This window comes from Megasphaera sp. An286 (assembly GCF_002163455.1).
GTDB lineage: Bacteria > Bacillota > Negativicutes > Veillonellales > Megasphaeraceae > Megasphaera > Megasphaera stantonii.
The window spans coordinates 32,974-59,695 of sequence record NZ_NFIY01000016.1; the positions used below are offsets into that span (position 1 = coordinate 32,974).

The window sequence follows — 26,722 nt, forward strand, 5'->3', positions numbered from 1 at the left end:
TTCAAATCTTACATGCTGTGCACCGTTCCGCCGATAACGTTTGCCAAGACCATCATGGTCGTCACCGCTCCGACGCCGCCAGGTACGGGAGTCACCGCTCCGGCTACGCCTGCAACCTCGTCGAAAGCAACGTCGCCTACGGTTTTGCCGTCTACGCGGTTGATGCCGACGTCGATGACGACGGCTCCCGGCTTAATCATATCGGCCGTAACCAGCCCGGCCTTGCCTACAGCGGCGATGACGACGTCGCCCCGTCTCGTCACGGCTTTTAAATCCGCCGTGCCCGTATGACACTGGGTGACCGTAGCGTTGCGGGCCAGGCACAGCTGAGCCAAAGGCTTGCCAACGACGGCGCTCCGGCCGATGACGACGACTTCCTTGCCGGCCAACTCGACGCCGTAATAATCCAGAATCGCCATGACGGCCTGGGGCGTGCAGGGCACAAAAGCCGGCCGCCCCGTAAATAAGCGCGCCACATTGCAGTCCGTAAGACCGTCTGCGTCTTTGTCCGGACGGATCGCGTTGACGACGCGCTGGGCGTCGAGATGCGGCGGCAGGGGCATCATGAGCAAGATGCCGAACACGGAACTGTCAGCATTGCACTGTTCTATACGGGCGATTAGATCCTCCTCCTGCACCGCCGCCTCATATTGATACACATCTGCCTGTAATCCGACGGAACGCGCCGTCTTCTGCATAGACGCGGCATACATAGCCGACGGCTTGTCGCCGCCTACTAAAAAGATAACCAGTTTCGGCTGGATGTGCCCCTTCTGCAGCTCAGCGATACGGCGCTCTATACGGCTGCGGTGAAACGCAGCCACTTCCTTTCCGTCCAACAGCTTCACATCCACTCCTCCTTTAACGCATAAATGTTACTGTGACATTGTTCCCCGGAGGAACGTAGCTTCCTCCCTGCGGAACCTGATATACGGCATGTCCCGTGCCGTTCGGTACGAAGCCAAGGCCGGCCTCGTTCAGCCAGTCGTTGACTTCGCGGCTGTCCCAGCCTATAAAAGACGGAAGCAGGACGCCTTCATCAGTCCGATGAATCGGCGGTATGTCCCGCGTCTTCTTCGGCTCGCGCGGCTTCTTGCCCGCTTCTATCATCCATGCTACAGGCTGGGACGGGCGGATGCCCTTGATGCGGACGATGTCCGTCATCATCTCCTTAAATACGGGAGCTGCCACTTCCGCCCCGTAATAGGCCCCTTTCGGATTATCTACGACGATGAGGACGACGTACTGCGGATCTTCCAGCGGGCCGAACCCGACGAAGGAACCGATATACTGCCCTTCGGCGTACCCGCCATGCACCGGGTCCAGCCTCTGGGCCGTACCGGTCTTGCCGCAGAATTCGTATCCATCAATCTTCGCCGTCTGGCCGCCGCCGGAAGAAATTTCCTCCGCCAATATCTTGCTGATTAACGAAGCCGTTTCTTCCTTAATAGGCCGCCCGACTTCCTGAGGCTCCGTCTTTTGGTATACGCTGCCGTCGGGATTGTCGATTTCCTTGATAATAAAAGGCTTCATCATATGGCCGCCGTTGGCGATGGCTCCGAAAGCCTGCACCATCTGCAGCGGCGTGACGGCGATACTCTGGCCGATAGCCATAGTCGCTTCGTCGACTTCGCTCATATCGTCGGCATCAAACAGGATGCCCGACCCTTCGCCGGCCAGCTCGATGCCCGTCGCCTTGCCGAAGCCGAAGCGCTTGGCGTAGTCGATCATCGTCTGTCCGCCTGTGGTCAGCCCCATTTTAACCATACCTGTATTGATAGAAAATTTCAATATATCCTTTACCGTAACGTCGCCCAGGCCCTCTTCGTCCCAGTTCTGAATCGTCCGGTCGGCAACCTGAATATACCCGACGTCGTGATATACGCGGTTTACATCCCATTTTCCCGAATCGATAGCCGCGGCGGCCATAATCGGCTTGAACGTCGACCCCGGTTCGTACAAGTTGACGACGGCCCGGTTGCGATACTGTTCGGCGCTTCCCTTGCCGAATTCGTTCAAATTATACCCGGGCCGGCTGGCCATAGCCAGGATTTCGCCGGTCTTGGGGTCCATGACGATGACTGCCGCGCCTTCGGGACGGCTCCGCTCCATGATGCCGTCCAGACTTTTTTCCGCCAGGAATTGAATCGTACTGTCCAGCGTCAGCCGGACAGACCGTTCCTTGTCGGGCAGTATCTTTTCCAGGGCCGAATCAAAAATAGGAATGTTATTTTTATCGGTCATGAGCCGGAAGGTCTGCACGTTGCCCCGTATTTCTTCATCCAAAATCATTTCGATGCCGTCCAGGCCCTCGTCGTTTTCCCCGACGAACCCGATGACCTGCGCGGCTAAGCCGTTATTGGGATAAAAGCGGTGGTTTTCGTCGATAAACCGCAGCCCTTCCAGCTTCTGCTCCTTGATGACCTGGGCCGCGCCTTCGTATTTTTCGTGGTCCATAGTCCGCTCCAGCCACACGAAAGCCGTATCCTCTTCCAAGGCCTTTCGGATGTCCTCCTCCGGCATGCGCAAATACGGCGCCAGCATGCGGGCGATATCGGCAGGCGGCTTATTGAGCATCGTCGGGTCGGCGTATAAGGATTTCGCCATTTCGCTGATGGCCAGCACCTTGCCGTTGCGGTCAAAAATCGTGCCCCGCGGCGACTGGAGCTTTCGATCCGTTTCGGCCTGGCTGTCGGCCATCTCCGTGAGCTCTCCCCGCTGGACGACCTGCAGATATACGAGACGCATGCTGATAAAAGCGCAGAATACAAACAGCACCAATACGCACGTTCCTATACGTTTTCGAATCTTTTTGTATTGCTTGATATCCTTATCTTCCGTCATGTACTATCTCCAGTATGGCGCTTGAGCCACTTCTCCGCCGCCTCAGCCAGTACGTCGGCGTCATTCTGCAATTCCTTATTCTGCACGCGCTTGAGCAGGACGCGCAGGCATTCTCCCGTCCGGCGGCCGCAGGTGTCCGGTATGCGCCGGTCGTAGCGCAGATCCTTCGTGCCGACCGGCATCTGGCTGGCTAACAAGGCCATGTACTCGCCGAACGATTTGGTGCCGCTCGTATCGGCTTCCCGATGGCCGCAGCCCAGGACGTCGCCGCAGGCTACGGCCGTCGCCTGCCGAACGGCTTCCATCAGCTCGTCCGTCCGGCGAAATGGCCCTTCCAGCGCTTCGCGCCGCAGCCATTTATCTACGTCGCCCTGCCCCGTATTGGCAAAATAATGAAATTTCATATGGGTCTTTACCAGCCAGGCTACCCGCTTGGCAAAATCCGGCGGCTTGCGCCACCTCAGCAAAACAGCCTCGGCCACTTCGGCACCCTTGGCATCGTGGCCGTAGTCCGTATAGCGGCCTTTGTGAACGCCCCGTATTCCCGGCATGCCCTTGGCGACATCGTGGAAAAAGGCTCCGTAGCGAATAGTCAAATCCGGCGGCGTATGGGCCACGACGGCCAGCGTATGAAACCAGGCGTCGAACAGGTGAAAGGGACGCGACTGGGGCGTCGACGGCAAATGGCTGCACTCCGGCAAGATGGGCACGTCTTGATACGCGCCGTTTTCCCTGCGCCGGCAGCTGCAGGCGCCGAGACCGGTCCGCACCAGCACGTCCAGTCCTTTATAAGCCGCCGGCGTCGTCATGAGGCGGTCGATTTCGCCGACGACCCTCTCGACGGACAGGCCGGCAACGCGGTGAAATGCCTCAGGCATCGCTTGTATCAGTTCTTTATCGGGAAGGAAATCAAGCTGCCCCGTAAACCGGCATGCCCGGAACAGGCGCAGCGCGTCTTCCTGAAACCGCCGCCGCGCGTCGCCGACCGTAGCCAGCCGTTTCTTGCGGATGTCCTTCTGCCCGCCCGTATAGTCGTAAATATGGCCGTCCTTATCCATAGCCAGGGCGTTAACGGTAAAGTCGCGGCGCAGCACGTCCTCGCGCAGCGTCGAAGCATACCAGACCTGCTCGGGACGGTGGGCGTCGTCGCCGTAGGCCTCGCCGCGAAAGGTTGCCGTTTCGATCGTCATGCCGTCGACGACGAGGACGACGATGCCGAAGCGCTCGCTTTGTATCTCCGCCGTATGCCAGCCCCGGGCCGCTGCAACGGCCCGTATTTCCTCAGGCCGGGCCGACGTCGTCACGTCGTAGTCATGAGGCCTTCGCTTCATGAGCAAATCCCGGACGGCGCCGCCGACGATATACGCTTCATACCCGGCTTCGTTCAACGCCTCCAACACGCTGCGTACGACAGGTTCCACAGCCGACGCCCCCTTTCCATTAGTCCTGTTAATTTATGTATTATACCACGATTACACCTTGATGAGTAGCTTAGAACGGAATCCGGCCCAGGCAGTCCTCAATACCGTTCATCCCATTTTTTCTGATTGCGGATAATCTTGTGGAACACGTTCATAAAGCACCGGCGTTCCTCGTCGGATATTCCCTGCCAGCCCTGTCCGTCGATATCCCGCATGACCGACCGCACCCAGGCGGCCTTTTCCTTTCCCGCGTCCGTCAAATAAATGCGGGCGCACCGCAAATCGTCCTGATGAAACTCCTTGCGGATGAGTCCGATCTTTTCCATGCGCTTCAGCAGGCTCGTCACCGTCGACTTATCCAATACGCAGCCCCGGCTGATTTCCTTTTGGTTGCAGCCGTCGTTGGAGCTTAAAAATTCCAAAATCTTAGGCTGTCCCGGCATCAGCCCGCTGTTCGTCGTTTGCTTCACGATTTCCCTATTGGAGCGATAAAAGCCCAGCATCAAGAGAACGTGCAGTTCGTTTTCGTCCATAAAGCCTCCTCTTGTAAAAATGTAATTAAGACATTATAGAATTCTTTTCCCTATTTGTCAAAATTACCTGCAAATTTCAGCTATGCTTTTTTCTATGAGAAAATAGCGTAATATGCTATACTGGAAACTATAAAATTTTATTCTTGACTATCCTATGAGGAGACCTGTTATGGACACCGGATTGATTCATATATATTGCGGCGACGGCAAGGGGAAGACGACGGCCGCCGTCGGCCTGACTATCCGCTGCGTCGGGCGGGGAGGCCGCGTCGTATTCGCTCAGTTTCTCAAAACCAGAGAAACAGGCGAGCTGGCCGTCCTGCAGCAGCTGGACGCCGTCACGGTGATGCGGGGCGAAGGCCCTTCCAAATTCACCTTTCAGATGACGCCGGACGAGCTAGAAGAGACGAAACGGCAGCAGCGAGCCCTGTTCCATGAAATCGTCGAGCACTGCCGCCGGGAAACGCCGGACATGCTCGTACTGGATGAAGCCCTGCCGGCGTGCCGTCTGGGACTACTCCCGGAAGACGAACTGCTTTCCTTCCTCCGTACCCGGCCCGATACGCTGGAAGTCGTCCTGACCGGCCGCGACCCGTCAGAGCGCCTGCTCGCCCTGGCCGACTACGTATCGGAAATCTGCAAGCGCAGGCATCCCTACGACAGGGGAATTGCAGCCCGTGCCGGCATTGAAGAATAACCCAAAGGAGTGTTGACCATGCATCATATATTACAAGCAGTACAGCAAGAAGCGGCTGAATTGACAGCCATCCGCCGCCGCTGCCACGAACATCCCGAGCTGTCCCGTCAGGAAACGCAGACGATGGCCTATATTCAGGAAAAGCTTGCCGAATACGGCATCGCCAGCCGCCATATAGAGCACGGCGGCATCCTCGGCTGGATAAACGGCCAAAATCCGGGGAAGACCCTGCTCCTGCGCGCCGATATCGACGCCCTGCCTATCGAGGAAAGCGACTGCAACCTGTCTCAGCAGCGCAGCTGCCGGTCCCATACCCCCGGCGTCATGCACGCCTGCGGCCACGACGGTCACATCGCCATGCAGCTCGTCGCCGCCAAACTGCTGAACCAGTGGAAGGACCGCTGGAACGGCAAAATCATCCTCATGTTCGAGCAAGGTGAAGAAGAATCGGGCCCTTTGGCCTATCTCCTTCACTATATAGAAGAAAAAAGCGGCTGGCACATCGACGCCTGCTATGCTACCCACGTGCGCTGGGACATTCCGACGGGAAAAATCGCCGTCTGCCGCGAAGCGCCCATGGCCGGCGGCTTCGGCTTCGAAATCAGGATCAATGGCCACGGCGGCCACGGCTCCCGTCCTGATTTGGCCCAAAGCCCTATCGACTGCTTCCACGCTTTTTACAGCGATCTGCAGGCCCTGCGCATGCGCGTCGTGCCGCCCCTGAGCGGGCTTACCGTATCCATCGGCTCACTCCACAGCGGCAGCGCCCTCAACGTCATCCCCAATGACCTGACCTTTGCCGGTACGTGCCGCTTCTTCAGTTACGACCAGGCCGGCAAACGGTTTTACGAAGAATTCCTGCGCATCCTTGACAACGCTTGCCGCACCTACGGCTGCACCTACGATATCCTGCACATGCCCAAGCCCTTATTTGAGGTACAGAACAACCCGGTCTGCGCAAAACTCGCCGAACAAGCCGTCGCTTCCTATATCGGCCCTGGTGCCCTGGCTGACTGCACGCCCTGGATGGCCTCGGAAACCTTCGCCATCACAGCCCGCCTCTACCCCGGCGTCCTGACCTTTACGGGCATTGCCAACGCCGACAAAGGCTGCGGTGCCAACCACCACACGCCGGAGTTCGACCTCGACGAAGATGGCTTGATCTATGGAACCACAGCCTGCGTAGGCTACGCCTTGGACTACTTGACCCAGGCACCGGATATTTCCTTCACGCGGCCTGACGAGCCGCTGGAAGTCCTCGCCTCGCGGAATATCTAATACAATTTCACTGCATCATCATAAAAAGCTGCCGCTGAAGAAAATCCATGTTTTCTTCAGACGGCAGCTTTTGCTGCATTGCGGTTCTATTAGTTATTTCTTGTACGGCTTTACCATTCATTCTTATGAGCCGGATAAATCAGCCCGTAAAACGACAGCAATGCCCCCAGTTCTCCCACTACCATGACGACGCCCATGGGAATGGCCGTATAACTGCCGGCAATGCCGACAACCGGGGCCATGACGGCTCCCGATATCATGGAGAAGAAGCCGATGAGGGCCGACGCGCTGCCGGCGTTGCGGCCCTGGGACTGCATGGCCAGGGAAAAGCTGCTCGTCCCCAGAGCCGATAGGGTTGACACGGTGATGAAGAGGACGACGACGATTACAGGCAGCGGCGCCTGCGCAAAGAAAGAAGCCAGCAATACGGCGCTGCCGACAACGGCAATCCACAGCGACGCCCGCAGCGTTTTCCAGTCGGCTACCGTGCCGGCCAGGCGGCCTGTCAACGCGCCGCTCAGCATGAGGCCGATGCCGTTCGTGCCGAAGATGAGGCTGAATCCCTGCGGAGACACATGATATACATTTTGAAACACGAAGGACGACCCCGATATATAGGCGAAAAAGGCGGCAAAAGCAAAACACTGCATCAGGCAGTGGCCCATAAAATAGGACTGGCGAAACAATCCGCTAAAGCCTTTCAGACTGGACAGGACGCCGCCGGCAGCCCGCCGCCGCGCCGGCAGGGTTTCTCCCATGGCAAACGCACCGGCAGTTAACGCGGCCCCGATGAAGGCCAGCAGGACAAACACGCCCTGCCAGGCCGAAAACCGCAGAATCTGCCCGCCGATAACCGGCGCTAAAATAGGCGCCAGCCCGTTGACCAGCATGAGCATGGAGAAAAACCGCGTCAAGGCCGGCCCCTTGCACACGTCGCGGGCAATCGCCCTGGCAATGACGATGCCGGCCCCGCCGGAAAAGCCCTGTACAAAGCGAAAGGCTAAAAAGGGATAAATAGACGAAGAAAAAATGCAGCCTATCGTAGACAGCGTAAATACGGCCATACCGATGACGAGGGGCTTGCGCCGCCCCATATCGTCGCTGGCCGGTCCGGCAATAATCTGTCCGGCCGCCATGCCGGCCATAGAGGCCGTCAGCGTCAGCTGAATCATAGACGGCGTGACGGAGAAATCCTCCATCATGAACGGAAGGGCCGGCAGATACATATCCGTCGATAACGGCGCAATAGCCGCCAGCATACCTAAAAAGACCGTCAGGAAGGCCATCATTTTCTTTCGCTGCATCATAGGCTCTCCACCGCCTTTTCTTCCGCTTCCAACAAATCCGGCACGTCGGCCAGCGTCCGGCAGCGCTTCCAAGCCAGCGCCGCAACGTCGTCGGAAACGGGAGCGATGTCGGGAATAAAGACCGACGGAATATGAGCCTCATTGGCGGCCAGCAAGCCGTTTCTCGAGTCTTCCAGCACGAGAGCCTGCTCCGGCTTCGCGCCGGACTGGCGGCAGGCTTCCCAAAAGATATCCGGAGCCGGCTTGCCATGAGCTACGTCTTCGCCGCTCTGGACGACGGAAAAATACGAAGCGACGCCGGCCTTTTCCAGCAAAAAGCGAATCTGCGATTCCGGCGAAGACGACGCGACGGCGCAACAGCTGCCCGCCCGTTTCGCATACGCCAGTATTTCCCGTAATCCAGGCTTTACAGGAATAACATGATCTCTATAATATTGCAGCTGATCAGCTACTTTTTTCTCGCGAATCGGCTCGTACGGAAAATCGGGTCCAAAGTATCGTCCGAACACGGCGGCGATGCGCCGGTTGTCCATGCCGATGACGCTGCGGAACACGTCTTCCGGCAGCTCATATCCGTATTCCCTGCAAACGTCCCGCCAGCATATATAAGAAATCTGTTCGGTGTCAAACATCGTTCCATCCATGTCAAAGATAAATAATTTCGGTATATGCATAGGCATTCTCCTTTCTTTTATGCGATGTATACTATTATATGAAAACAATTTTACCATTTCAAGTCTTCGCCGTTATACCTGGAAGCTATTTAGTTCATTCTCAAATTCTTTCTCGTTTCCTCTTGTTTCTTTTGCAGAATTTGTTACAATAGTACGTAAACGTTTGAAGAAAGGTGACCTCATATGATAGAGTCAATCATACGCCTCTGCATAAAAGATTATGAAAATACGGCAGATAAAAAGGTCCGGGAAAAGTACAGCATTCTCGGCGGCCTCTTGGGCATCATCTGCAATCTCTTTTTATTTGCCAGCAAATTTGCCGTCGGCATGATGTCCAACAGTATCGCCATCTTATCCGATGCCTTCAACAACCTGACGGACATGGGGTCGTCGGCCATTTCCATTATCAGCGCCAAGCTGAGCAACCGCCCGCCCGATAAGGATCACCCCTTCGGCCACGGCCGGTTTGAATATTTAGCGTCCCTGACGATCGGCATGATTATCCTCGTCGTCGGCTACAAACTGTGCGAAACGTCGATTGCCAAGTTCTTCGCGCCGGAGCCGATGGAAATTTCCTACTGGAGCATCGGCGTCCTCATCTTGTCTATCGCCGTAAAGGGCTGGATGTACTGCTATAACCGCTACATCGGCAAAAAAATCAACTCCGGCGTCAACGAAGCCACGGCAGCCGACAGCATCAACGACGCCATCGCCACGACAGGCGTCCTGGTCGCGACGATTGCCCAGCAATTTACGACCCTGCCCGTCGACGCCGCCGCCGGGACGCTCATCGGCCTCATGATCATCTACGCCGGATACGGCATCGTAAGAGAAGTCGTCAACATTCTCCTCGGCCAGGCTCCCGATGAACAGCTCGTCAAGGAAATCGTCCAGATGGCCCTGCAGTGCGATTACGTCGTAGGCGTCCACGACATCAAGATCCACGACTACGGCCCGGGGCGCATGTTCGGCTCTCTTCACGCTGAAATCCCCGACACGGCTGATTTAGTCGAAGTCCACGCGGCTTTAGACGTACTGGAAGACGAAATCCAGGAAAAATTCCAAATCGAGTTCAGCATCCACATGGACCCCTTGTGTACGGACCAGCAGGTCATCACGCAGACGCGCCGCTTGCTGGATACGTTCATCCAAAAGGAATACCCCCAGTACCATACGGACAACCTCCGCATCACGTCGGGAAAGGTCCGCCTCAACATCATCTGCGACCTCCATATCCCGCCGCAGGAATACACGAAGAAGCACATCCGCGCCATACGGAAGCACATTTCCGAAGCGATGAAGCAGTACGGAGAACGGTACCACATCGTCCTGGCCCGCATCCTGCCGGAAGGACAAACAAAATAATATACAAACATACGACAAAACACGACCTGTCAGCATTTCCATGCCGACAGGTCGTGTCTTTTTATGATCGTATTGATTTTATTGTTTATGCTTCAAAGCCATATATACTTTTTCCGCCGTAATGGGAAGGTCCGTAAAGCGGACGCCGACGGCATTGTATACAGCGTCGGCGATGGCCGGAGACGGCGTGTTGATGACGATTTCGCCGATAGATTTTGCACCGAAGGGGCCGTTAGGCTCGTAGCTGGGCGCAAATTCTACGCGGATGCTGCCTAAATCCATGCGGCTGGGAATGCGGTACTGCATGAACGAATTCTGCTGTATGCGTCCCGTATCGGTAATCGTCACGTCTTCCATGAGAGCCATGCCGATACCCTGAACCAGGCCGCCTTCGACCTGCACGCGGGCCAAGGCCGGATTGATGACGGTACCGCAGTCGACGACGGCGGCAAAGTCAACGAGCTCAATATGACCTGTCTCGGGGTCTAAGTCGATTTCAGCGGCCCCGGCCATATACGGCGGCGGCGACGTCGGCGAGTAATGGGATTCCGTAGCTTCCAAGGCGACTTCATTGCCGCACATGGCGCCGTTGCCCAAATCCTTTAGGGTAATGGCCTTGCCCGAAACGACGTCGACAATCGCTTCGCCTGTAAAGTCCAAATCCTCTATGGCAGCCGGCTTCAGTACCAAGGCCGCCCGTTCCTTCATGCGCTGAATCAAGGTCTGGCAGGTCTTTTCCACTGCCTTGCCGGTCAGGTACGTCGTAGACGAGGCATAGGAACCGCTGTCGTACGGCGACGTATCCGTGTCGACGCCGTACGTGACGATGTTGTCGACGGGACATTGCAGGCACTCGGCGGCAATCTGGGCCAATATAGTATCGCACCCCGTACCCATGTCCGTCGCGCCGATATTGAGGGAATAGAAGCCGTCGTCGTTGACCTTGATCGTAACGGAGGCTACGTCGACGTTGGAAATGCTTGAGCCCTGCATGGCCAGCGACAGGCCGACGCTGCGGATATGGCCGTTCGGCAGGACCTTTCTCGGATATTTTTCATCCCAGCCGATCATATCCTTTACGCGGAGCAGGCACTGATCCAGCGTACAGCTCAGGGCCGTTTCATCGAAGTAGGCCGGCATCTTTTCGCCCTGGCGGACCATGTTTTTCAGCCGCAGCTCGACGGGGTCCATCTGCAGGGCCGCCGCCAGTTCGTTGACAGCCGATTCGAGGGCGAAGATGCCCTGCGTCGCGCCGTAGCCCCGGTATGCGCCGGCGGCAATTGTATTAGTATACACCGCTTCATAGGCAAAGCGGAAGGCTTCAAATTGGTTATACAACGGAATGGATTTGTGACCCGAAAGAGTAACCGTCGTCGGGCTATGGTCTCCGTAGGCGCCGGCATTCCACAAGGATTCGACAGAAATGACGCGGATACGCCCGTCCTTAGAGGCACCGACCTTGACGTGAACGGCCGCCTCATGACGCGGCGACGATACGGTCATCGATTCTTCGCGGGTGTAAATCATCATGGCCGGCTTGCCCGTAATATGGGTAATGACAGCCGGATACACTTCCATGACGGCGGTCTGCTTTGCGCCGAAGCCGCCGCCGATGCGCGGCTTGATAACCCGGACCTGCGATTTAGGAATTTCCAGGGCCGTCGCGACGATGCGCCGCACGTGAAAGGGAACCTGCGTCGAGCTGACAATCGTCAGGCGTCCGTACATATCCTTATACGAATAGGCCCGGAAGGTTTCCATCATGGACTGCTGCACCTGCTTGGTGTGGTACGTCCGGTCGATGACGATGTCCGACGAAGCCAGCGTCCCTTCAACGTCGCCCCAGTTTTCTTCGGCCTGGGCCACGAGGTTACGCTTGTTGTCGCCGCCGACGTCGACGACGGGATTCCAGTCCTCTTCCGGATGGACGACGATGGGGTTATCCTTCGCTTTCGTAAAATCGAGAAGAGGCTCTAATACGTCGTATTCGACGCGGATAATCCGCAGCGCCTTGTCGACGGCCTCTTCGGTCACGCCGGCGACGAGGGCCACCGGGTCCCCGACATAGCGGATGTGCTTATCCAGGATGAGCTTATCGTAGGGGCTCAATTCAGGATAGGTCTGGCCGGCAATGGTAAACCTCGTATGAGGCACGTCGTCGGCCGTGACGATGCAGGCGATTCCCGGCACTTTTTTCGCCGCGTCAATCTGCACCGACTTGACCCAGGCGTGGGCATGGGGACTGCGCAGGGCCTTGACGACCAGGCAGTCCTTCGGCGCGATGTCCTCCGTATACACCGGCTGGCCCGTAACCAGGCTGACGGCGTCTTTCTTCATAATAGGCTGATTGACTGCTTTCATTCCTGCACCGCCTTTCCCTTAGCCTGCAAATAATCTCGTATCGCCCGCATGTGGCCGACGTATCCCGTGCAGCGGCACAAATTGCCGGCCAGGTACTCCTTGATTTCCTCTTCCGTCGGCGCTTCCAACTCGCGGGCCATAGCCAGGACGTTCATGACGAAGCCGGGATTGCAGAAGCCGCACTGGTCGGCGCCTTCGCGTCCCATGTACATGGCAAACTCTGTCGCTTCCTCCTGCAGCCCTTCCAGCGTCGTCACCTGCTTGCCGTCGATACGGGCAGCCAGGACGGCGCAGGACAAGACGGGCTTTTCGTCGATCCACACCGTGCACAAGCCGCAGTTCGTCGTCTCGCAGCCGCATTTTACGCTGTAGCAGCCTTTGGAGCGCAGGAAATCGAGGAGCATCGTGCCGGCTTCGATTTCATCGCTTTGTTTTATTCCGTTAAGCCAATAGGTTATGTTCATCATTTACTCTCCTCCAAGACCTGCTTCAACAGCCGGCGGCACAAGACCTCGGCCATATCGCGGCGGTACTCTGCCGAACCGCGCGTATTGGACTGGTAGGTCAGCGCGTCGGCCCATTGCCGCGCCGTTTCGTCTGCGCCGGCCCGTTCCGCCTCTTCCCGCGCCGCACAAAGAGCCTTCGCTCTGGCCGGACGGGCGCCGACGGCGCAGCGTACCTCACCGTCTGTACAGGAAACGGCGCAGGCAAGAACGGGAAAATCTGTCGCGTTGAGCCGCAGCGACGCATAGGCCGTATGCCGGTTTGTCTTAGGCACGACGACGTGCGTCAGGATATCGCTCCCCGGCCCGGCTTCGGCAAAATCAGCCAGCTTGATCTCGCCGCCTTTGTACAAGACGACGCTGGCGTCTAAGGCCAGCAGCAGCGTCAGCACGTCGGAAAAGCCGAAGCGGCCGCACAGGCTGCCGCCAATGGTAGCCAAGTTGCGGAACTGCACGCCTACGATATGGCGCAGCGCTTCCTTGGAAGCGCCCTGCGTATAGGCGGCGAAAGACGGGCAAAGCTCCAGGTCCCGCAGCGAAACCATAGCTCCGATGCGGAATTCTGTTTCCCTTTCCTCTATATCATACAGCGGCAGGGCCGATATATCGACGGCCTGCCGTATGATGCGCTGCGGCGACAAGCGCAGCCAGCAGCAGCCTCCGAGGACGACGGAGCCCTTTTTCTGATGGAGCTCCCAAGCCTCAGCCAAGGTCTGCGCTTTCGTGTATTGCGCAATATGCATATAGTTTCCTCCTAATCTAAAAGCAACGCTTCTCATTATACCTTCTTATATACATTGTAACAATAGGCACCTCGGCCTTTCAAGTCCCAGCAGGGGCAAAAAAACAAAAAACGCGGCTAAACGACGCCGTGTCCGCCATTTAGCCGCCTTCATATCCTTATTCTGCTATGCTCAATATGTCCCGTATATCGTGAAGCACATAATCTGCGCCGGCCTCTTCGTATACGGCGCGCGCCTGCTCGCAGGCCGCCTGCCGTTCGTCTTCCGTCAGGCTGTCGTACTCTTCCCGGCTCAGCCCCATGACAGAACTGCCGACAAGGATACCCGCCGTCTTAACGCCGGCATGCTTTCCTTCCAAAATATCCGTCACCGTGTCGCCGACTTTCAACACCCGGCTCGTCTGCTGCCATTTGAAATGCTCCATATTGCGGAAAATCATATACGGATAAGGCCGGCCGAAACCGGATACACTGTCCGGCGTAATCCAGAAATCCGCTTCATAGCCCTGCGCGGCAGCAGCCTTAACGACGGATTTCATCATAATATTCGTATAACCCGTCGTACTGCCGATTTGATAGCCCCGGCGTCGCAGCTCGGCTGTCGTGTCAGCCACATACGGTTTGACCTCCGTCCCCCGGGCCAATAGAGCAAGCAGCATCGGCTCAAAATCGTCGTACAACGTATCGACGTCCCAGTCCTGCGGCTCGCTACGGAACCGCCGCCGCCATTCGCCGCGGATCCGCGGCATGTCCAGCATCGCCTGAATATGATTCCACTTCAGCATGCCCATTGGCCGGCGGATTTCCTCATTTGTCACGGCAATGCCCCGTTTGGCAAAAATTTCCCGAAAGACGACGACCGGAGCCATCGACCCGAAATCGACAGTCGTACCGGCCCAATCGAAAATAATTCCTTCCCACTTCATGCGTCTGCCCCTTTCCATTTACCAATATCTGCCGTAATAGTTTCGGATAGTTCCATTTATATACTTATATTATGACATTTTTTTCTAAATTCTGCAAATAAACGGCAAAATATATGTAAATTACAGCACATTTTGTAAAATTCTCGCAAAAGGATTTTACAAAACTATCCTTGTCGCCGCAAACGGATTTGATATACAATAAACTATGACAGAGCAAACGCAAAGGAGCAGCATTCATGATTCAGGAAGAACGCAAGCATATTATTTTGCAGGAACTGAGCCGTACCTCCGTCGTCAAGCTGGAAGATTTGTCCCAGCAGCTGAACGTATCAATCGATACGGTACGGCGCGACCTGAAGGCCTTAGACCGGGCCGGTTTGGTTCAATATATACGCGGCGGCGCAAAAGCCGTCCACGAGTCTCATCAATTCGCCCATTTCAACGGCCGCAAGGTCATACACAACGAGCTCAAGCGGGAAGCCGCCCGCAAGGCCGTACAGCTTATTCAGCCCAACGATCTGGTCATGCTCAATTCCGGCACGACGACGACGATTTTAGCCGAAGAAATCGCCCAGGCCGACCTTACGTGTTCCATCGTGACCAACAACATCGCCGCAGCCGAGGCCGCCGCAGCCAATCCGAAATGCCGCATCCACCTTCTCGGCGGCGATTGGGACGGGGCGGAGCAGTCCACCTGGGGAAGCCGCTGCCTTCGCGAAGCGGAAACGTATTTTCCCGATATCTGCTTTTTGGCCGTCAATTCGCTGGATGTGCAGGCCGGCCTGACAGATTTCCGTTTCCGCGAAATCCCCATCATGCAGGCCATGGCCCGCAACGCTTGGAAAACCTACGCCGTCATGGATTCTACCAAGCTGGACCGCCTGGCCAAAAAGCAGGTCTTTCCCCTGGCGCAGACGCCTGTCGTCATCATGGACAGCGATATCGGGACAGACGACCTGCAGCGCTACAAGGACGGCGGCATTGAAATCCAATGACGAGGTAACCTACAGCAATTCGTCCGGCAGCGGGTATTCTTCTGCTGCGGACTCATCTATACTACGACAAAGAGGTGTTCCTATGAAAGTATCATTGAAAAAATCCGTACTTCTGTTAGCATGCGCAGCCTGCTTCCCCGCCTTCGCCCAAGGAGCCGTCGTCGAAACGGCCAGCCCGGAGGCGGCGACGGCTCCGGAAATCACGGTGCTCCTGCCCGGCAAGGCCCACGACAACGGCTTTATGGAAGCGGGCTACCGCGGCTACGAACGCATTGCCAAGGGCGTCACGGCGAATGTAAAATGCGTCTCCGACGTGTCTGCCACGTCCGACGCCGCCGTCCTGACAGCAGAGCTGCAGAAATTAGCCAAGGAACAGCCGAAGCTGATTATCGGCCACGGCGGGCAGATGAACGGCCCCGTCTCCGCTGTCAGCAAGGAGTATCCGCAAATCCAGTTCGTCGTCATCCAAGGCAGCGTAAAGGGCGACAACATCAGCAGCTACGTCGTCGACCAGGAACAGTCAGCCTTCTTAGCCGGCGCGCTGGCCGGCTATATGACAAAGACCGGCAAGGTCGGCCACATTTCCGGCGCCTGGCCCAAACCGGGACTCCAAGCCCGGGCAGCATTCTACAACGGCGTGAAGTACGCCAATCCCCACGCCCAGTTCTATTCGACCTTCACGGGCGACCTGGATAATATGAAGGTAAACGCTAAAGCGGCGGAAGCGCAGATCGGCGAAGGCGTCGACGTCATCTATACGATGCTCAACAGCGGGCGCAGCGCCGTCAACCAGGTCATCGCCAAGACCAACGGACAGGTATTGGAAATCGGCAACGTCATCGACTGGACGAAAGAATCGCCTATTTTCGTCGGCTCGGCCGTCGCTGACTCCAGCGAAGCCCTGTTCAACGCGGCAAAGGATTACAAAGCCGGTTCGCTGACCCACGATATTACGAAAATCGGCTTGGAAAAGCCGGATATCGTCCGCTTAGCCGTCGCGCCCTTCGTGCCGGCCGAAGCCGTCAACAGGTTACACGACCTGCACCAAAAAGTCGTGTCCGGCGAAGTGCAGATCAGCACGACCTACGACGGTCCGGAATTTGATCCGGCAACTAAAACCTTTGTCAGCCAGGATGCCAAAAACCAGCGTAGAGCTAAGAAATAAGGTTCCTGCCGATTAAAAAACGCAAACAAGCCGTCTCAAAGGAAGCACCAGCTCCCGATGAGACGGCTTTTTGTTTAGGACATACGATTTCCCTTCTGCGATTTATCCTTTAAGATATCGATCATCGTCTGCTCCGTTCCGACCATACCCGGCGAAGCAATACAGCCCATGTAGCGGAACGTGTCCTCCGGCGTCGAACCCAATACGCCGTGAACTGGGTTTACGCCGACGCCCGACAAAGCAAAGCGTACCGAGCGGAACGCCGTATCGACAGCGGTGACGCCCTTCATCGTGCAGCCCTGATTTCCGCCGTCGCAGATCATGCCTGTAATGCTGGCCGCCATATTGGCGACAACGCGCTCCATGACGGCTAAATCGCCGCCCTTCAGCCAGGCCAGGGCGCAGGCCATGCCCGTGCCGGCAGCAATAGCGCAGCCGCAGAACGCTGACAAGCGGCCGGAATATTCCTTGATATACATGGTAATCAAATAGCTCAGCGCCGTCGCCCGCAGCAGCCGCCCGGCAGAAATCCCCTGGACCTGACAGACTGCGTATAAAGGCATCGTACAGATGATCCCATGAGCTCCTGAGCCCGTAATGCTCATGGCCGGCTTGTCCAGGCCCAGGACGCGGGCCTCGATAGCGCCGCCGCACAGCAGCTGCGCCGTCGTCACCTCGTCGCCGGAAATCATCTGGCCGCCGTTCATATCCCACAAAGCCTTGAGAAAGGTCGTCCGCTCATGGCCCAGCCCTTCGTTGAACAAGGCCAGGTTCATGTCGTAGGCCTGCTGGATAAAGGAAATCTCCTCGATAGGCACCGATTGTATAAAGTTATACAATTCGGCCAGCGTATATTCGTGAATGGGCGCGCCGCCCACATCTTCCTGCCCCGGCTGCCCAGCGTCGTCTTTCTCAAATACGACGTCGCCGTTGACGACGATATTTACGATATTCGTATGCGTATGGGCAATCGTGACGGCACAGCAATCCGACGCCGTCGCCACTTCTGCGCGGATGTAAATATCCGGCGTAATCTCCCCGACCTGCACGGATACCTTTCCCCCTTCGACAAGCCCCTTCGCCGCTTCATTCGCTTGGTCGTCGACCTTCGCCAGCGCTTCCAGCCCCAGTGCCGCATCGCCAGCCACGACGCCCAACGCCGCGGCATAGGCGTTCCCTACGGCGTCGGAATGGGGAATCCCGCACGTAAACGCATTTTTATACATGCCGGAATTCAGCACGACGTCGACGCGCTCTACATCCCCCTTCACAAACTCCCGCGCCTTAGCCGCCGCAAACGCAATCGCCCCCGGCTCAGTCACGCCCAACGCCGGCTTCATGTCGTCGCGGAGCAGTTTAATCAAATCCGCTATATCTTTCTGTTCCATATACATTTCTCCTCCCATAGCCAGTCCTCTTTATTATACCAGATAAGGCAAACACTCCCCTGTCGTTCAGTCAAGGGAGTGTTTACAAGAAATATCAAGTACAGTTATTTTCCTTCGTAAATTAAATGAATCAGCGTCATCGTCATTTCATAAGATTTTTGGAGCGACGGTACTGGTAAAAATTCGTATCGGGAATGGAAATTCATGCCTCCCGTAAAATAGTTGGGAGTCAGAATGCCTTTTGTCGATATAAAAGAACCGTCCGTACCGCCTCGCATAGCAATCGTCTTAGGCTCTATATCCAGACGGCGCATGGCTTCATAAATATAATCAATGGCCTTGCGGTTGTCCTCAGTAACGGCATCGGCAATATTGCCGTATGTATCGGTAATACGGCATTCCACAGAAGCTCTCGGATCCGCCGCCTGAAGAGCTGCTGCACAATCGCGTATTTTCTGCTTCTTTGCTTCATATTTTTCCTTGCTGTGGTCACGAATATTGAGGTGTACCGTCGCCGTCGACTGATTCGACTGCACGGCCTGACACCAAATATATCCTTCCTTCCCTTCCGTACATTCCGGCGTTTCCCGGCGGTCGAACATATTAATAAAGTCTACAGCAAGAAGCGTCGGATTAATCAGCACGCCTTTCGCGCTCATCGGATGAGCGCTGACACCGTGAATTACGACTTCGGCGCTGCCGGCGTTGAACGTTTCATACACGACTTCACCGACGTCGCAGGAATCAATCGTATACGCAAAGTCGACGGGAAATTTAGAAAAGTCCATATTCTTCGAGCCGAACAAGCCGCATTCTTCGTCGGGGACAAAGGCTACGTATATATCGCCGTGATACAGCGAATCGTCGCCGGCAAGTGTTGACAAGGCAGTCATAACGTTGGCAATAGCCGCTTTATTGTCAGAGCCCAGCACGCTTGTTCCGTCTGTGACGATAATATCCTGTCCGACAAATTTCCGTAATTCCGGATGCTCCGCGGCGGCCATGACAATCTGCTGTTCTTCGTTTAAGACAATATCGCCTCCGTCATAGTTAGCAATCATCTGGGGATGAATTTCCGGCGACAAACAGACATCTACTGTGTCCATATGCGTACAAAAGCCAACCGACGGCACGGAGCCGGCAAAGCCTTCCGGCAAACGAGCCGGCAACTTTCCCGTCAGCACGCAGGCTTTGCTGATTTCCAAATCGACGAGCCCCAAGGCTTCGCATTCGGCTTTTAACAATTCAGCCATATCCCACTGCCCTTCCGTGCTGGGAACCTGTACGCCGCCGTTGTCGCGGCTCTGCGACGGAACGCTTACATATCGGTAAAACCGTTCTACTAATTCATGACGTGTATCTTTCATGATAAACCCTCCCTAAACTGCGGCAAATTAAAACATTTGCCTCGGATATACGTAATCTGCCTGGAATCCCAAGGGGATGTTAAGGGCCCAGAATACATACAGCATAACAGTCAATACGACGAGCAAGGTAATCGTATAAGGCAGCATTAAACTGCTCAGTGTACCGACACCGGTCTTTTTATAATACTTTTGGCAATAAATAATGATCAGCGGATAAAACGCAAACATAGGCGTGCAGACGTTGACCGCCGAATCGCTGACGCGATACGCTGCCTGCGTCAATTCCGGGGCAATGCCGACGGACATAAGCATCGGCACGAAAATCGGAGCCAAAATGGACCACTTTGCCGAAGCCGAAGTGATAAGCAGATTCAGCAAGGCAACAAATACGATGATGCCGAAAATAGTAATCTGCGGCGGCAGCGCCAAGGATTTTAAAAATTCCGCACCGGCAATCGCAATGAGCGCCCCCAAATTCGAAGCGCCGAAGGCATACATAAACTGCGCAGCAAAGAAATAAAAGACAATTAACTGAACCAGCGTATGCGTAATATCTTCCATAGATTTCGTAAAATCTTTAGAACTGCGGAAGGTGCCGCTAATCACGCCGTATACTATGCCGGGGATACCGACGAGCAGAAAGATAATCGCCACGATAGACTGCATAACCGGCGCTTTAAAGCTGGCAATATTGCCGTCGGGATCGCGGAAAATCGAATCCGTCGGCACGAGAGCGGCAAACAATCCGAGAAGCATTAAGACCAGCACGGCCGACGCAATGTAAAAAGCTTTGTTTTCCTGCGGCGTAATCTCTCCTACACCTTCTTCCGACAAGTCTAAATCCGCATCAATCGGACAGGCCTTGCGGCACCAAGGCTCAGTAATCTTTTCCGTAACCCACCAGCAGCTGCCAATAACCGCGAACGTCGAACCGAAGGCGTAAAAATAATTGCACAATACGTTGACTTCATAGGTCGGGTCAATAATCTGCGCAGCCATCTGCGTAAATCCCTGGATAACCGGGTCGATCGCCGATGGCGTGTAATTGGCGGCAAACGCACCGGCAATCCCTGCAAACGAAGCAGCTACACCTGCCAGCGGATGTTTTCCAGATGCGTAAAATAAATATGCTGCAATCGGAATGATAATCATATACCCGCTGTCCGGCGCTAAATGACTGAGCATGCCGACGAGAATGACAATAGGCGTAAGCAGGAACTTCGGCGTAATGATAAGGAGTTTTTTCAATCCCGTGCTGATGTACCCGGATCCCTGCGCAATCCCAATACCGAGAGTCGCGACGATGACCATGCTTAACGGCGGGAACGAAGCGAAATTGCTGACCATTTTAGTCATCAGCATGACTAACGACTGCGGCGACAGCATATTCGTAACCTTGATTTCTTCCCCTGTCGTCGGATGAATATATCCGAAATGGATAGTCGAGCAAATTGCCGACAAAATACATGTAATAAAAAAGGCTCCGATGAACAGCATCGTAATATCAGGGATTTTATTCCCTACTCGTTCAATCCAGCCCAAAAAACCGCCTACGGAATGAATCTCTGCAGACGGCTGACTTTGTTGCGACATACATATCATCCTTTCTTATATTCTAAATTCTTATAAAGTCACGTGGTATATCATACCACAAGATAGTAGACAAAACAATGTATATACAATTAAAATTTAAGTTATTCTCTATTTTTACAGTATTACAAAAAACGCCCCTTTTACAAGAACCTGCGCCGTCTTGCCAAAGGGGCCATATCGCGCTGGGCAAATTTTTTGCCTCGCGCCGCCTTATTTATTTTTATCCTGAATCATTCGCCGTATTTCCGTCTCATCCATGATAATCTTCCGCGCTTCATATCCATTCTTTCCGCTGATAATTCCCGCAGCTTCCATATGCTCAATAAGACGACGGGCCCGATTATATCCGATATGAAACCGCCGCTGCAGCATCGTCGTCGAAGCTTTTTGCTGATGCAGTACTTCTTGTACAGCCGCTTTCATGAGTTCGTCTTCAAAAAAATTCATTGTCATTCCTCCTTGCAATCTATCGATCCTTGTCTGCATATGGCAAGTATACAATATCAAAACGACACTATCTGTCGTTAGTATAAAAACTAACCTCTTCACGCCAAAAAAAGCTCTCCTATGACGATGTATAGCTAGATATACAGTGACGCCGTGCCTTGATTGCAGCACAAAAAAGACAGCATACACCCCCTGCTGCCTTGCAAAATACCCATAGCGAGACCTTCGTCTCCTCTGTTTTTCCTTATTTGTTTATGTGTTACAGTATATTTATACCCCCCCCCCCGTGAATATGTAATCTCATACGAAAGCTGAGCTATCCCGTATTTCTTTATATCTGCATAATTTCTCAACCGATGGAACATGCTAAAACTCCTCATAATAATACTTCGTTTCAAACGGCTTGCTACTACCGTATTTGATATTTGACAAGTAACATTGTACGAACGCACTGAATACGGTTTAACATGCCTGTCAAAAACGGCACGGTACACGCCTTTGCTGCCCGCGCTTTCTGTAATTAGTATACGTGCATTTTTATTAAAAAGCAATACTATACATTTGCAATCGTTCTTCAAATCTAGTAGGGGTAACATCTGTATGATACCCCTACACATTTATATCCGCTTATTGCAGACTATCTAAATCCCATACTCCGCGATAAACATCATAACAACATCTGGGATTCTTAGTATTCATACTGCCGCAAACGGAAAGGCCAAGGGGACGACAATCGTGGCAAGCAAAGCGAAATTCACAATCTTTGCAGCCTTCAATGGTACTAAAATCGAAGAACCACTTTGACATCGTCTTCTCATTATGAATAATCTCTTCTAAAGAGTCCTGTAATATATTGCCATACCTATAGTTTCTCTCGAATTCACATGGAATGACGTCGCCGTTTTCCATAATTGTAATTTTGCCGTACCAACAGGAATTTCTGCTATAATTATGATAAAATTGCTCTTTTTTTGCTTTAAAATTAGGCTTCGTTAGATAAACCTTTTGTATTACCTCTTTGTTGGTCGGTGCATGGAGCTTTTGAGTCCCTCCATGCACATTACGTATGATATCGTATCGAGAGCATTTCATGCCTAATTCACGAACATACTGCATCGTTTCGTCTACATATGCTTCATTTTCCTTCATCACGATAACTGCCGCTGAAACGGAAACGCCTTGCGCAACAAGCGCCTGCACAGCTTCGGTCGTTTTCTTAAAGCTGCCTCTCACATTGGTAATTTTATCATGAATCTCAGCAGACGGCCCATACATGGAAATTTTCACACGAATGGCATGCTTCACTACGCAATGTACTAATCGCTCTGAAAACGCCGTTGCATTTGTAAATAACGTAATATCCATCGGATACTGAGATGCGTATTCAAGGATATCCACTAAATCCTTACGGCAGCAAGGCTCCCCGCCAATGACAATTAGCCGCTTGATGTGCAAGTCCGCCAATTGATCTATGCATTTTTTCCACTGCGCCAGGCTTAACGAATTTTCAGAAGAAACATGGACATTTCCTTCATAGCAATGAATACACCTTAGATTACATCGCTGCGTTATTTCAATCCAAGCCATTTCTAACTGAATTGTCTTATCTTTACGTAACCTAAAATTCCGGGGGATAAAATTTTCAGATATCAAAAAGCATCTTTTCAATTCCGTCAGGTAGGTTTCATCAGACGGCACAGTGCTATGTTCAACGTATCGATGAATAATGCTGCAGGCCGCATCATTTACGGAATATACCTTTCCAGAATTAAAATCATAAATTGCCCCATGAACGGCCCCTGGTACAAAAATAACGTCTTGATTTATTTCGTACATTTGACCTATCGCCTCACTTCTTTAAAGGGGTAGAAATAAACATCTCGTCTAACTTTCGAATAATGGGTTTATAAACTTCTGCGTTCCTTTTCATAGACGTAATGAAATCATTCATATGATTTTGGCAATATATTATATCCTGCTGAACATATAGATAATAGAAAAATTTCTTAATTGCTTCAAATTCCCGTTCTCCATACTCATGTACTAACGGAGCATATCTTTCTGCTGCTTTATTCATATGCCTTATTAATTCAAATTTTCTTTTCAGCGTGTTGAACTGATACGTAACGGCATCGGCTGCTGGTATAAAGGTATCGGCCATAAAATCAGCAATGGGCTGTATGGAGGGATCTTTAAAACGATACGCCTGGGTATTCAAAAAGGAATACTGACGCTCTAATAAATGATCCTGTTGAAGCATGGTTTTCAACTTCGTACCATTCAATACTTGAACCCTAAGTCCACCGTAATGATAGTAGTTCGTCGAGTGTAATTCTATCAAATATTGATACGACTGACGTAAAGAATCCAATGTAGAATACGGATTAAAAAAAATCATTCCATATCTAGGAGAAATTCCAATATCATCAAGAAGTTGCAATGCCCTTTTACCTTCTTCTAAGGTAGCCCGTTTGTTATATAGCTTCCGATCCCATTCATTTCCGGCATCAATACCTAAAAATAAATGATGAAATCCTATTTTATTCATTTTTTGTAATACTTCGTAATTTTTAGGATTACAAATCGCCTTTGGTTTTGCAAATCCTGAAAAGGCCAAATTAAAATTCAGCTGCTCTATTTTTTCAAACAGCACCATGAGCCGCTCTCTGTTTTCATCTCCATCAATGTCAAACAAATCATCGTCACAGATAAAAAATTTTTTTACGCCAAAGGTCGTCGCTAAATAAGCAATTTCTTCAACAATTCGCTCCGGATCTTTATAAACCACTCTTCCTTTTCGGGAACAACAAAACGTGCATGCGCCGGTACATACGTTGGATTTAGTCATCATGCAGTGAGTCTTTTGCATATTTGCTTCTGCAGTATCCTGCGTATAATAATCAAAGCTGGCCTTTCGGTTTATGTCTTGCTCCACATTCTCCTTCTTATCTTCGATATCATGCATTGCTGCAATATTTTCATCATTTTGAATTGTTCTATTTCCATACGAATGGATAATTCTCAGCATCGGAGCTTCTCCATCACCAAGAATAAAATAATCCACCATAGGCGCATCGGAAACAATTTCACGATAATTCATAGTAATGAACTGTCCCCCAAAAACAACAAGACATGATTGTGTTCTTTTTAAATATTCAGCTATTTTTTTAGACAGCACATAATTCGTTTCAAAAATGGAAAATCCGTAAATGTCATAGCTGTCATGAGTATGTAAATCATTTATGATCGTTTCCCACGTTTCAAAGTGATGGTAATATTTAATATCTACACTCGCTGTTTTACAGCTTTGACGTATATAGCGGGCAATATAATCAACGCCTGTATTGCCATATTTATAGCTTTGAATGATAGAAACAAGCAGAATCCGCATATTTATCCTACGCTTTCGTATATCAAAAAATAAACGCATCTATGGCATAACTGAGCCTCGCATAATACCCTCGTTTTTTCCCGAAGCCAGCTGCACTGCCTTAAAGCCCCCATGGAAGCCACAGTAGGAAACAGGACGATAATTTTTATAGGACGGTTCTTTTTATGCAAGCTTGCCTTTACTTGCTCCAGCCATTTCAAATAGGTACATTCATCGTAAAAAGAATTGAACAAATAAAAACAGTCAACGTCCTCATCTATATCCATCGCAAGGGCATCCCCATGAAAAACATCTATACGTTGCCCCAAAATAGATGTTTTATTTTGGTACCGAATAATATTTTTCCTGCATACATCAAGCAAGCCTTTATCAATTTCAATTCCTTGCAGATTTTGAAATCCTCTACCCGCTAAGTAGAGAAGAAAAATCCCTGCACCGCAGCCAATATCCAGAATTTTGTCTGTATGCTGTATTTCTCCGCTTTGGATAAGCTGTTCTATTAACATCACATTGGTTCCTTCATAGGGATTATAATGAATATTGCTTTTTTTAGTCGCTTTGCCATCTTGAAGGTTATATTTTACCAAAAATTTATTTACATATTTACGCCTAAGATATCTTTTCAAGTATATAGAAATATTTTCTGCCGTTACTGCCAGCTTTAAAAGCACACTGTCAATCATACATTTCTCCATAAATAAAATGAAGGAATGAAAGATACGCTATACCTTCCATTCCTTGCACACAAACCATAAGCAACTTAATCATCACTCCAGAAAGGACCGCAATCAGTGTGACAAGCCGTTACCACTTCCTCAGAAGTTGTGACACAAATTAAAGTCGGGGTATTATTTTCCATACGCTCTGCCTCCTTTATGATGTAAAAATCCGCGCTAAGTATATAACATATAAAACATCCGAATCTAAAAGTTCTAAACAGAATTTTCCTTGCAAATTCTGTTCATAATTCCCAAAAGAAAAAAACTATCATCACATATTCCCAATAGCACTGTTACGAGCAACTTATTAAAGGATGTGCAAAGACGGCCATTCAACCTCCTGTTGGAGTCGACTGTTAAGCACTACAAAAAGGGATTTAATTTAAATTTAGAACCCATATGTGTCCGTCTCCTGTTGGAGTCGACTGTTAAGCACATTGGAATATGGTTACGATATTTGACGAAAAAACTAAGTGTCCGTCTCCTGTTGGAGTCGACTGTTAAGCACTGGCAAAACTAATGAAAAAATTGGTGAAGCATATCACAGGTGTCCGTCTCCTGTTGGAGTCGACTGTTAAGCACGCTATTCAAATTTCTTTTATTATTCCAAAGGAGGAATGTGTCCGTCTCCTGTTGGAGTCGACTGTTAAGCACAATCAGCAGATTGGTAAAGCATATCATAATTATTGTGTCCGTCTCCTGTTGGAGTCGACTGTTAAGCACTTAATGGGCAATATGTGTCTAATGTACGAATTCAGAGTGTCCGTCTCCTGTTGGAGTCGACTGTTAAGCACGTGACCCCGCACATTATTAACGTAGTTTCCGAAGACGGTGTCCGTCTCCTGTTGGAGTCGACTGTTAAGCACAGTAAAGCTGAAAACCGGCATGATTACTGGGGAGCCTGTGAAAAAATCTCTGTAAACATAGATCTTCTATGATACTTGGTAAGCTGAAAGCGAATTTGAGAACTTTCAGCTCATGGTTTATATATAACAACACATGCTGA

22 protein-coding genes and 1 CRISPR repeat array are annotated in these 26,722 nt (G+C 52.1%); of the genes, 5 read left to right on the plus strand and 17 right to left on the minus strand.

The features are described 5' to 3' along the window. Positions 1 to 8: 8 nt before the first annotated feature. From B5F80_RS08160 to B5F80_RS08175, 4 genes are all read right to left on the minus strand, one after another. Positions 9 to 848: a bifunctional 5,10-methylenetetrahydrofolate dehydrogenase/5,10-methenyltetrahydrofolate cyclohydrolase gene (locus tag B5F80_RS08160; RefSeq protein WP_087478333.1), complete on the minus strand. Its 840-nt coding sequence runs from the start codon at positions 846 to 848 to the stop codon at positions 9 to 11. Positions 849 to 861: 13 nt separating this feature from the next. Then, on the minus strand, positions 862 to 2,844 hold the full coding sequence (locus B5F80_RS08165; protein WP_087478334.1) for a penicillin-binding transpeptidase domain-containing protein: 1,983 nt from the start codon (positions 2,842 to 2,844) through the stop codon (positions 862 to 864). Further along, a complete protein-coding gene (locus B5F80_RS08170; protein ID WP_087478335.1) occupies positions 2,841 to 4,265 on the minus strand; it encodes a tRNA nucleotidyltransferase in 1,425 nt (474 codons plus the stop codon). Before B5F80_RS08170 ends, B5F80_RS08165 begins: the two co-directional genes overlap by 4 nt. 98 nt (positions 4,266 to 4,363) lie before the next feature. Next, complete coding sequence (locus tag B5F80_RS08175) at positions 4,364 to 4,798, minus strand: MarR family transcriptional regulator (RefSeq protein WP_087478336.1); 435 nt, start codon at positions 4,796 to 4,798, stop codon at positions 4,364 to 4,366. A gap of 169 nt (positions 4,799 to 4,967) precedes the next feature. Here B5F80_RS08175 and B5F80_RS08180 point away from each other — a divergent pair, with 169 nt between their 5' ends. Together B5F80_RS08180 and B5F80_RS08185 are read left to right on the plus strand one after the other, a co-directional pair. Continuing rightward, the gene (locus B5F80_RS08180) at positions 4,968 to 5,495 is read left to right on the plus strand and encodes a cob(I)yrinic acid a,c-diamide adenosyltransferase (RefSeq protein WP_087478337.1); all 528 of its coding nucleotides are present in this window, start codon (positions 4,968 to 4,970) and stop codon (positions 5,493 to 5,495) included. Positions 5,496 to 5,513: 18 nt separating this feature from the next. Continuing rightward, positions 5,514 to 6,773 (plus strand): amidohydrolase, encoded by a 1,260-nt coding sequence (locus tag B5F80_RS08185; protein ID WP_087478338.1) that lies wholly within the window; start codon positions 5,514 to 5,516, stop codon positions 6,771 to 6,773. A 110-nt stretch (positions 6,774 to 6,883) separates the two neighbouring features. On the opposite strand, the gene B5F80_RS08190 is transcribed toward B5F80_RS08185, so the two are convergent. Beyond that, on the minus strand, positions 6,884 to 8,080 hold the full coding sequence (locus tag B5F80_RS08190; protein WP_087478339.1) for a multidrug effflux MFS transporter: 1,197 nt from the start codon (positions 8,078 to 8,080) through the stop codon (positions 6,884 to 6,886). Continuing rightward, a complete protein-coding gene (locus B5F80_RS08195) occupies positions 8,077 to 8,754 on the minus strand; it encodes an HAD family phosphatase (protein ID WP_087478340.1) in 678 nt (225 codons plus the stop codon). Before B5F80_RS08195 ends, B5F80_RS08190 begins: the two co-directional genes overlap by 4 nt. Positions 8,755 to 8,937: 183 nt before the next feature. Here B5F80_RS08195 and B5F80_RS08200 point away from each other — a divergent pair, with 183 nt between their 5' ends. Further along, on the plus strand, positions 8,938 to 10,119 hold the full coding sequence (locus B5F80_RS08200; protein ID WP_087478341.1) for a cation diffusion facilitator family transporter: 1,182 nt from the start codon (positions 8,938 to 8,940) through the stop codon (positions 10,117 to 10,119). Positions 10,120 to 10,197: 78 nt separating this feature from the next. Here the strand turns inward: B5F80_RS08200 and B5F80_RS08205 are convergent, their stop codons facing one another. The 4 genes from B5F80_RS08205 to phnX form a co-directional block, all read right to left on the minus strand. Further along, positions 10,198 to 12,480 (minus strand): molybdopterin cofactor-binding domain-containing protein, encoded by a 2,283-nt coding sequence (locus B5F80_RS08205; protein ID WP_087478342.1) that lies wholly within the window; start codon positions 12,478 to 12,480, stop codon positions 10,198 to 10,200. Beyond that, positions 12,477 to 12,944 (minus strand): 2Fe-2S iron-sulfur cluster-binding protein, encoded by a 468-nt coding sequence (locus B5F80_RS08210; RefSeq protein ID WP_087478343.1) that lies wholly within the window; start codon positions 12,942 to 12,944, stop codon positions 12,477 to 12,479. Before B5F80_RS08210 ends, B5F80_RS08205 begins: the two co-directional genes overlap by 4 nt. Then, a complete protein-coding gene (locus B5F80_RS08215) occupies positions 12,944 to 13,726 on the minus strand; it encodes an FAD binding domain-containing protein (protein ID WP_087478344.1) in 783 nt (260 codons plus the stop codon). The genes B5F80_RS08210 and B5F80_RS08215 overlap by 1 nt, the downstream gene beginning before the upstream one ends. Before the next feature lie 157 nt (positions 13,727 to 13,883). Next, positions 13,884 to 14,651, minus strand: a complete 768-nt coding sequence (phnX, locus tag B5F80_RS08220) for a phosphonoacetaldehyde hydrolase (protein ID WP_087478345.1) — start codon at positions 14,649 to 14,651, stop codon at positions 13,884 to 13,886. 236 nt (positions 14,652 to 14,887) lie between these two features. Here phnX and B5F80_RS08225 point away from each other — a divergent pair, with 236 nt between their 5' ends. Both B5F80_RS08225 and B5F80_RS08230 read left to right on the plus strand, forming a co-directional pair. Continuing rightward, positions 14,888 to 15,646 (plus strand): DeoR/GlpR family DNA-binding transcription regulator, encoded by a 759-nt coding sequence (locus B5F80_RS08225; RefSeq protein ID WP_087478346.1) that lies wholly within the window; start codon positions 14,888 to 14,890, stop codon positions 15,644 to 15,646. A gap of 82 nt (positions 15,647 to 15,728) precedes the next feature. Beyond that, on the plus strand, positions 15,729 to 16,811 hold the full coding sequence (locus tag B5F80_RS08230; RefSeq protein ID WP_087478347.1) for a BMP family protein: 1,083 nt from the start codon (positions 15,729 to 15,731) through the stop codon (positions 16,809 to 16,811). 74 nt (positions 16,812 to 16,885) lie between these two features. Here B5F80_RS08230 and B5F80_RS08235 read toward each other — a convergent pair whose 3' ends face one another. The 7 genes from B5F80_RS08235 to B5F80_RS08270 all read right to left on the minus strand — a co-directional run bounded on the left by B5F80_RS08235 (position 16,886) and on the right by B5F80_RS08270 (position 25,680). Beyond that, positions 16,886 to 18,199, minus strand: coding sequence for an L-serine ammonia-lyase, iron-sulfur-dependent, subunit alpha (locus B5F80_RS08235; protein ID WP_204246373.1), 1,314 nt, complete (start codon positions 18,197 to 18,199; stop codon positions 16,886 to 16,888). Positions 18,200 to 18,303: 104 nt separating this feature from the next. After that, complete coding sequence (pepT, locus tag B5F80_RS08240) at positions 18,304 to 19,566, minus strand: peptidase T (RefSeq protein WP_087478348.1); 1,263 nt, start codon at positions 19,564 to 19,566, stop codon at positions 18,304 to 18,306. Positions 19,567 to 19,593: 27 nt separating this feature from the next. Then, complete coding sequence (locus B5F80_RS08245) at positions 19,594 to 21,159, minus strand: AbgT family transporter (protein ID WP_087478349.1); 1,566 nt, start codon at positions 21,157 to 21,159, stop codon at positions 19,594 to 19,596. Between the two features lie 210 nt (positions 21,160 to 21,369). Beyond that, a complete protein-coding gene (locus tag B5F80_RS08250) occupies positions 21,370 to 21,606 on the minus strand; it encodes a DNA translocase FtsK (RefSeq protein ID WP_158099967.1) in 237 nt (78 codons plus the stop codon). A gap of 627 nt (positions 21,607 to 22,233) precedes the next feature. Beyond that, positions 22,234 to 23,442, minus strand: coding sequence for a radical SAM protein (locus B5F80_RS08260; protein ID WP_087478352.1), 1,209 nt, complete (start codon positions 23,440 to 23,442; stop codon positions 22,234 to 22,236). A 13-nt stretch (positions 23,443 to 23,455) separates the two neighbouring features. Beyond that, positions 23,456 to 24,997 (minus strand): radical SAM protein, encoded by a 1,542-nt coding sequence (locus B5F80_RS08265; protein ID WP_158099968.1) that lies wholly within the window; start codon positions 24,995 to 24,997, stop codon positions 23,456 to 23,458. 2 nt (positions 24,998 to 24,999) lie between these two features. Further along, positions 25,000 to 25,680: a class I SAM-dependent methyltransferase gene (locus tag B5F80_RS08270; protein WP_158099969.1), complete on the minus strand. Its 681-nt coding sequence runs from the start codon at positions 25,678 to 25,680 to the stop codon at positions 25,000 to 25,002. Positions 25,681 to 26,045: 365 nt separating this feature from the next. Then, positions 26,046 to 26,582: a CRISPR direct-repeat array (repeat unit 35 nt; unit sequence GTGTCCGTCTCCTGTTGGAGTCGACTGTTAAGCAC). The last annotated feature ends 140 nt before the right edge of the window (positions 26,583 to 26,722 follow it).

Excerpts from the sequence above, each read along its gene's own strand:
- B5F80_RS08230 (WP_087478347.1), top strand. The coding sequence starts at position 15,729 with ATGAAAGTATCATTGAAAAAATCCGTACTTCTGTTAGCATGCGCAGCC.
- B5F80_RS08165 (WP_087478334.1), bottom strand. The coding sequence starts at position 2,844 with ATGACGGAAGATAAGGATATCAAGCAATACAAAAAGATTCGAAAACGT.
- B5F80_RS08210 (WP_087478343.1), bottom strand. The coding sequence starts at position 12,944 with ATGAACATAACCTATTGGCTTAACGGAATAAAACAAAGCGATGAAATC.
- B5F80_RS08260 (WP_087478352.1), bottom strand. The coding sequence starts at position 23,442 with ATGTACGAAATAAATCAAGACGTTATTTTTGTACCAGGGGCCGTTCAT.
- B5F80_RS08200 (WP_087478341.1), top strand. The coding sequence starts at position 8,938 with ATGATAGAGTCAATCATACGCCTCTGCATAAAAGATTATGAAAATACG.
- B5F80_RS08175 (WP_087478336.1), bottom strand. The coding sequence starts at position 4,798 with ATGGACGAAAACGAACTGCACGTTCTCTTGATGCTGGGCTTTTATCGC.
- B5F80_RS08180 (WP_087478337.1), top strand. The coding sequence starts at position 4,968 with ATGGACACCGGATTGATTCATATATATTGCGGCGACGGCAAGGGGAAG.
- B5F80_RS08195 (WP_087478340.1), bottom strand. The coding sequence starts at position 8,754 with ATGCATATACCGAAATTATTTATCTTTGACATGGATGGAACGATGTTT.
- B5F80_RS08245 (WP_087478349.1), bottom strand. The coding sequence starts at position 21,159 with ATGTCGCAACAAAGTCAGCCGTCTGCAGAGATTCATTCCGTAGGCGGT.
- B5F80_RS08190 (WP_087478339.1), bottom strand. The coding sequence starts at position 8,080 with ATGATGCAGCGAAAGAAAATGATGGCCTTCCTGACGGTCTTTTTAGGT.
- B5F80_RS08235 (WP_204246373.1), bottom strand. The coding sequence starts at position 18,199 with ATGGAACAGAAAGATATAGCGGATTTGATTAAACTGCTCCGCGACGAC.
- B5F80_RS08205 (WP_087478342.1), bottom strand. The coding sequence starts at position 12,480 with ATGAAAGCAGTCAATCAGCCTATTATGAAGAAAGACGCCGTCAGCCTG.
- pepT (WP_087478348.1), bottom strand. The coding sequence starts at position 19,566 with ATGAAAGATACACGTCATGAATTAGTAGAACGGTTTTACCGATATGTA.
- B5F80_RS08225 (WP_087478346.1), top strand. The coding sequence starts at position 14,888 with ATGATTCAGGAAGAACGCAAGCATATTATTTTGCAGGAACTGAGCCGT.
- B5F80_RS08270 (WP_158099969.1), bottom strand. The coding sequence starts at position 25,680 with ATGATTGACAGTGTGCTTTTAAAGCTGGCAGTAACGGCAGAAAATATT.
- B5F80_RS08215 (WP_087478344.1), bottom strand. The coding sequence starts at position 13,726 with ATGCATATTGCGCAATACACGAAAGCGCAGACCTTGGCTGAGGCTTGG.
- B5F80_RS08185 (WP_087478338.1), top strand. The coding sequence starts at position 5,514 with ATGCATCATATATTACAAGCAGTACAGCAAGAAGCGGCTGAATTGACA.
- B5F80_RS08250 (WP_158099967.1), bottom strand. The coding sequence starts at position 21,606 with ATGAATTTTTTTGAAGACGAACTCATGAAAGCGGCTGTACAAGAAGTA.
- phnX (WP_087478345.1), bottom strand. The coding sequence starts at position 14,651 with ATGAAGTGGGAAGGAATTATTTTCGATTGGGCCGGTACGACTGTCGAT.
- B5F80_RS08265 (WP_158099968.1), bottom strand. The coding sequence starts at position 24,997 with ATGCGGATTCTGCTTGTTTCTATCATTCAAAGCTATAAATATGGCAAT.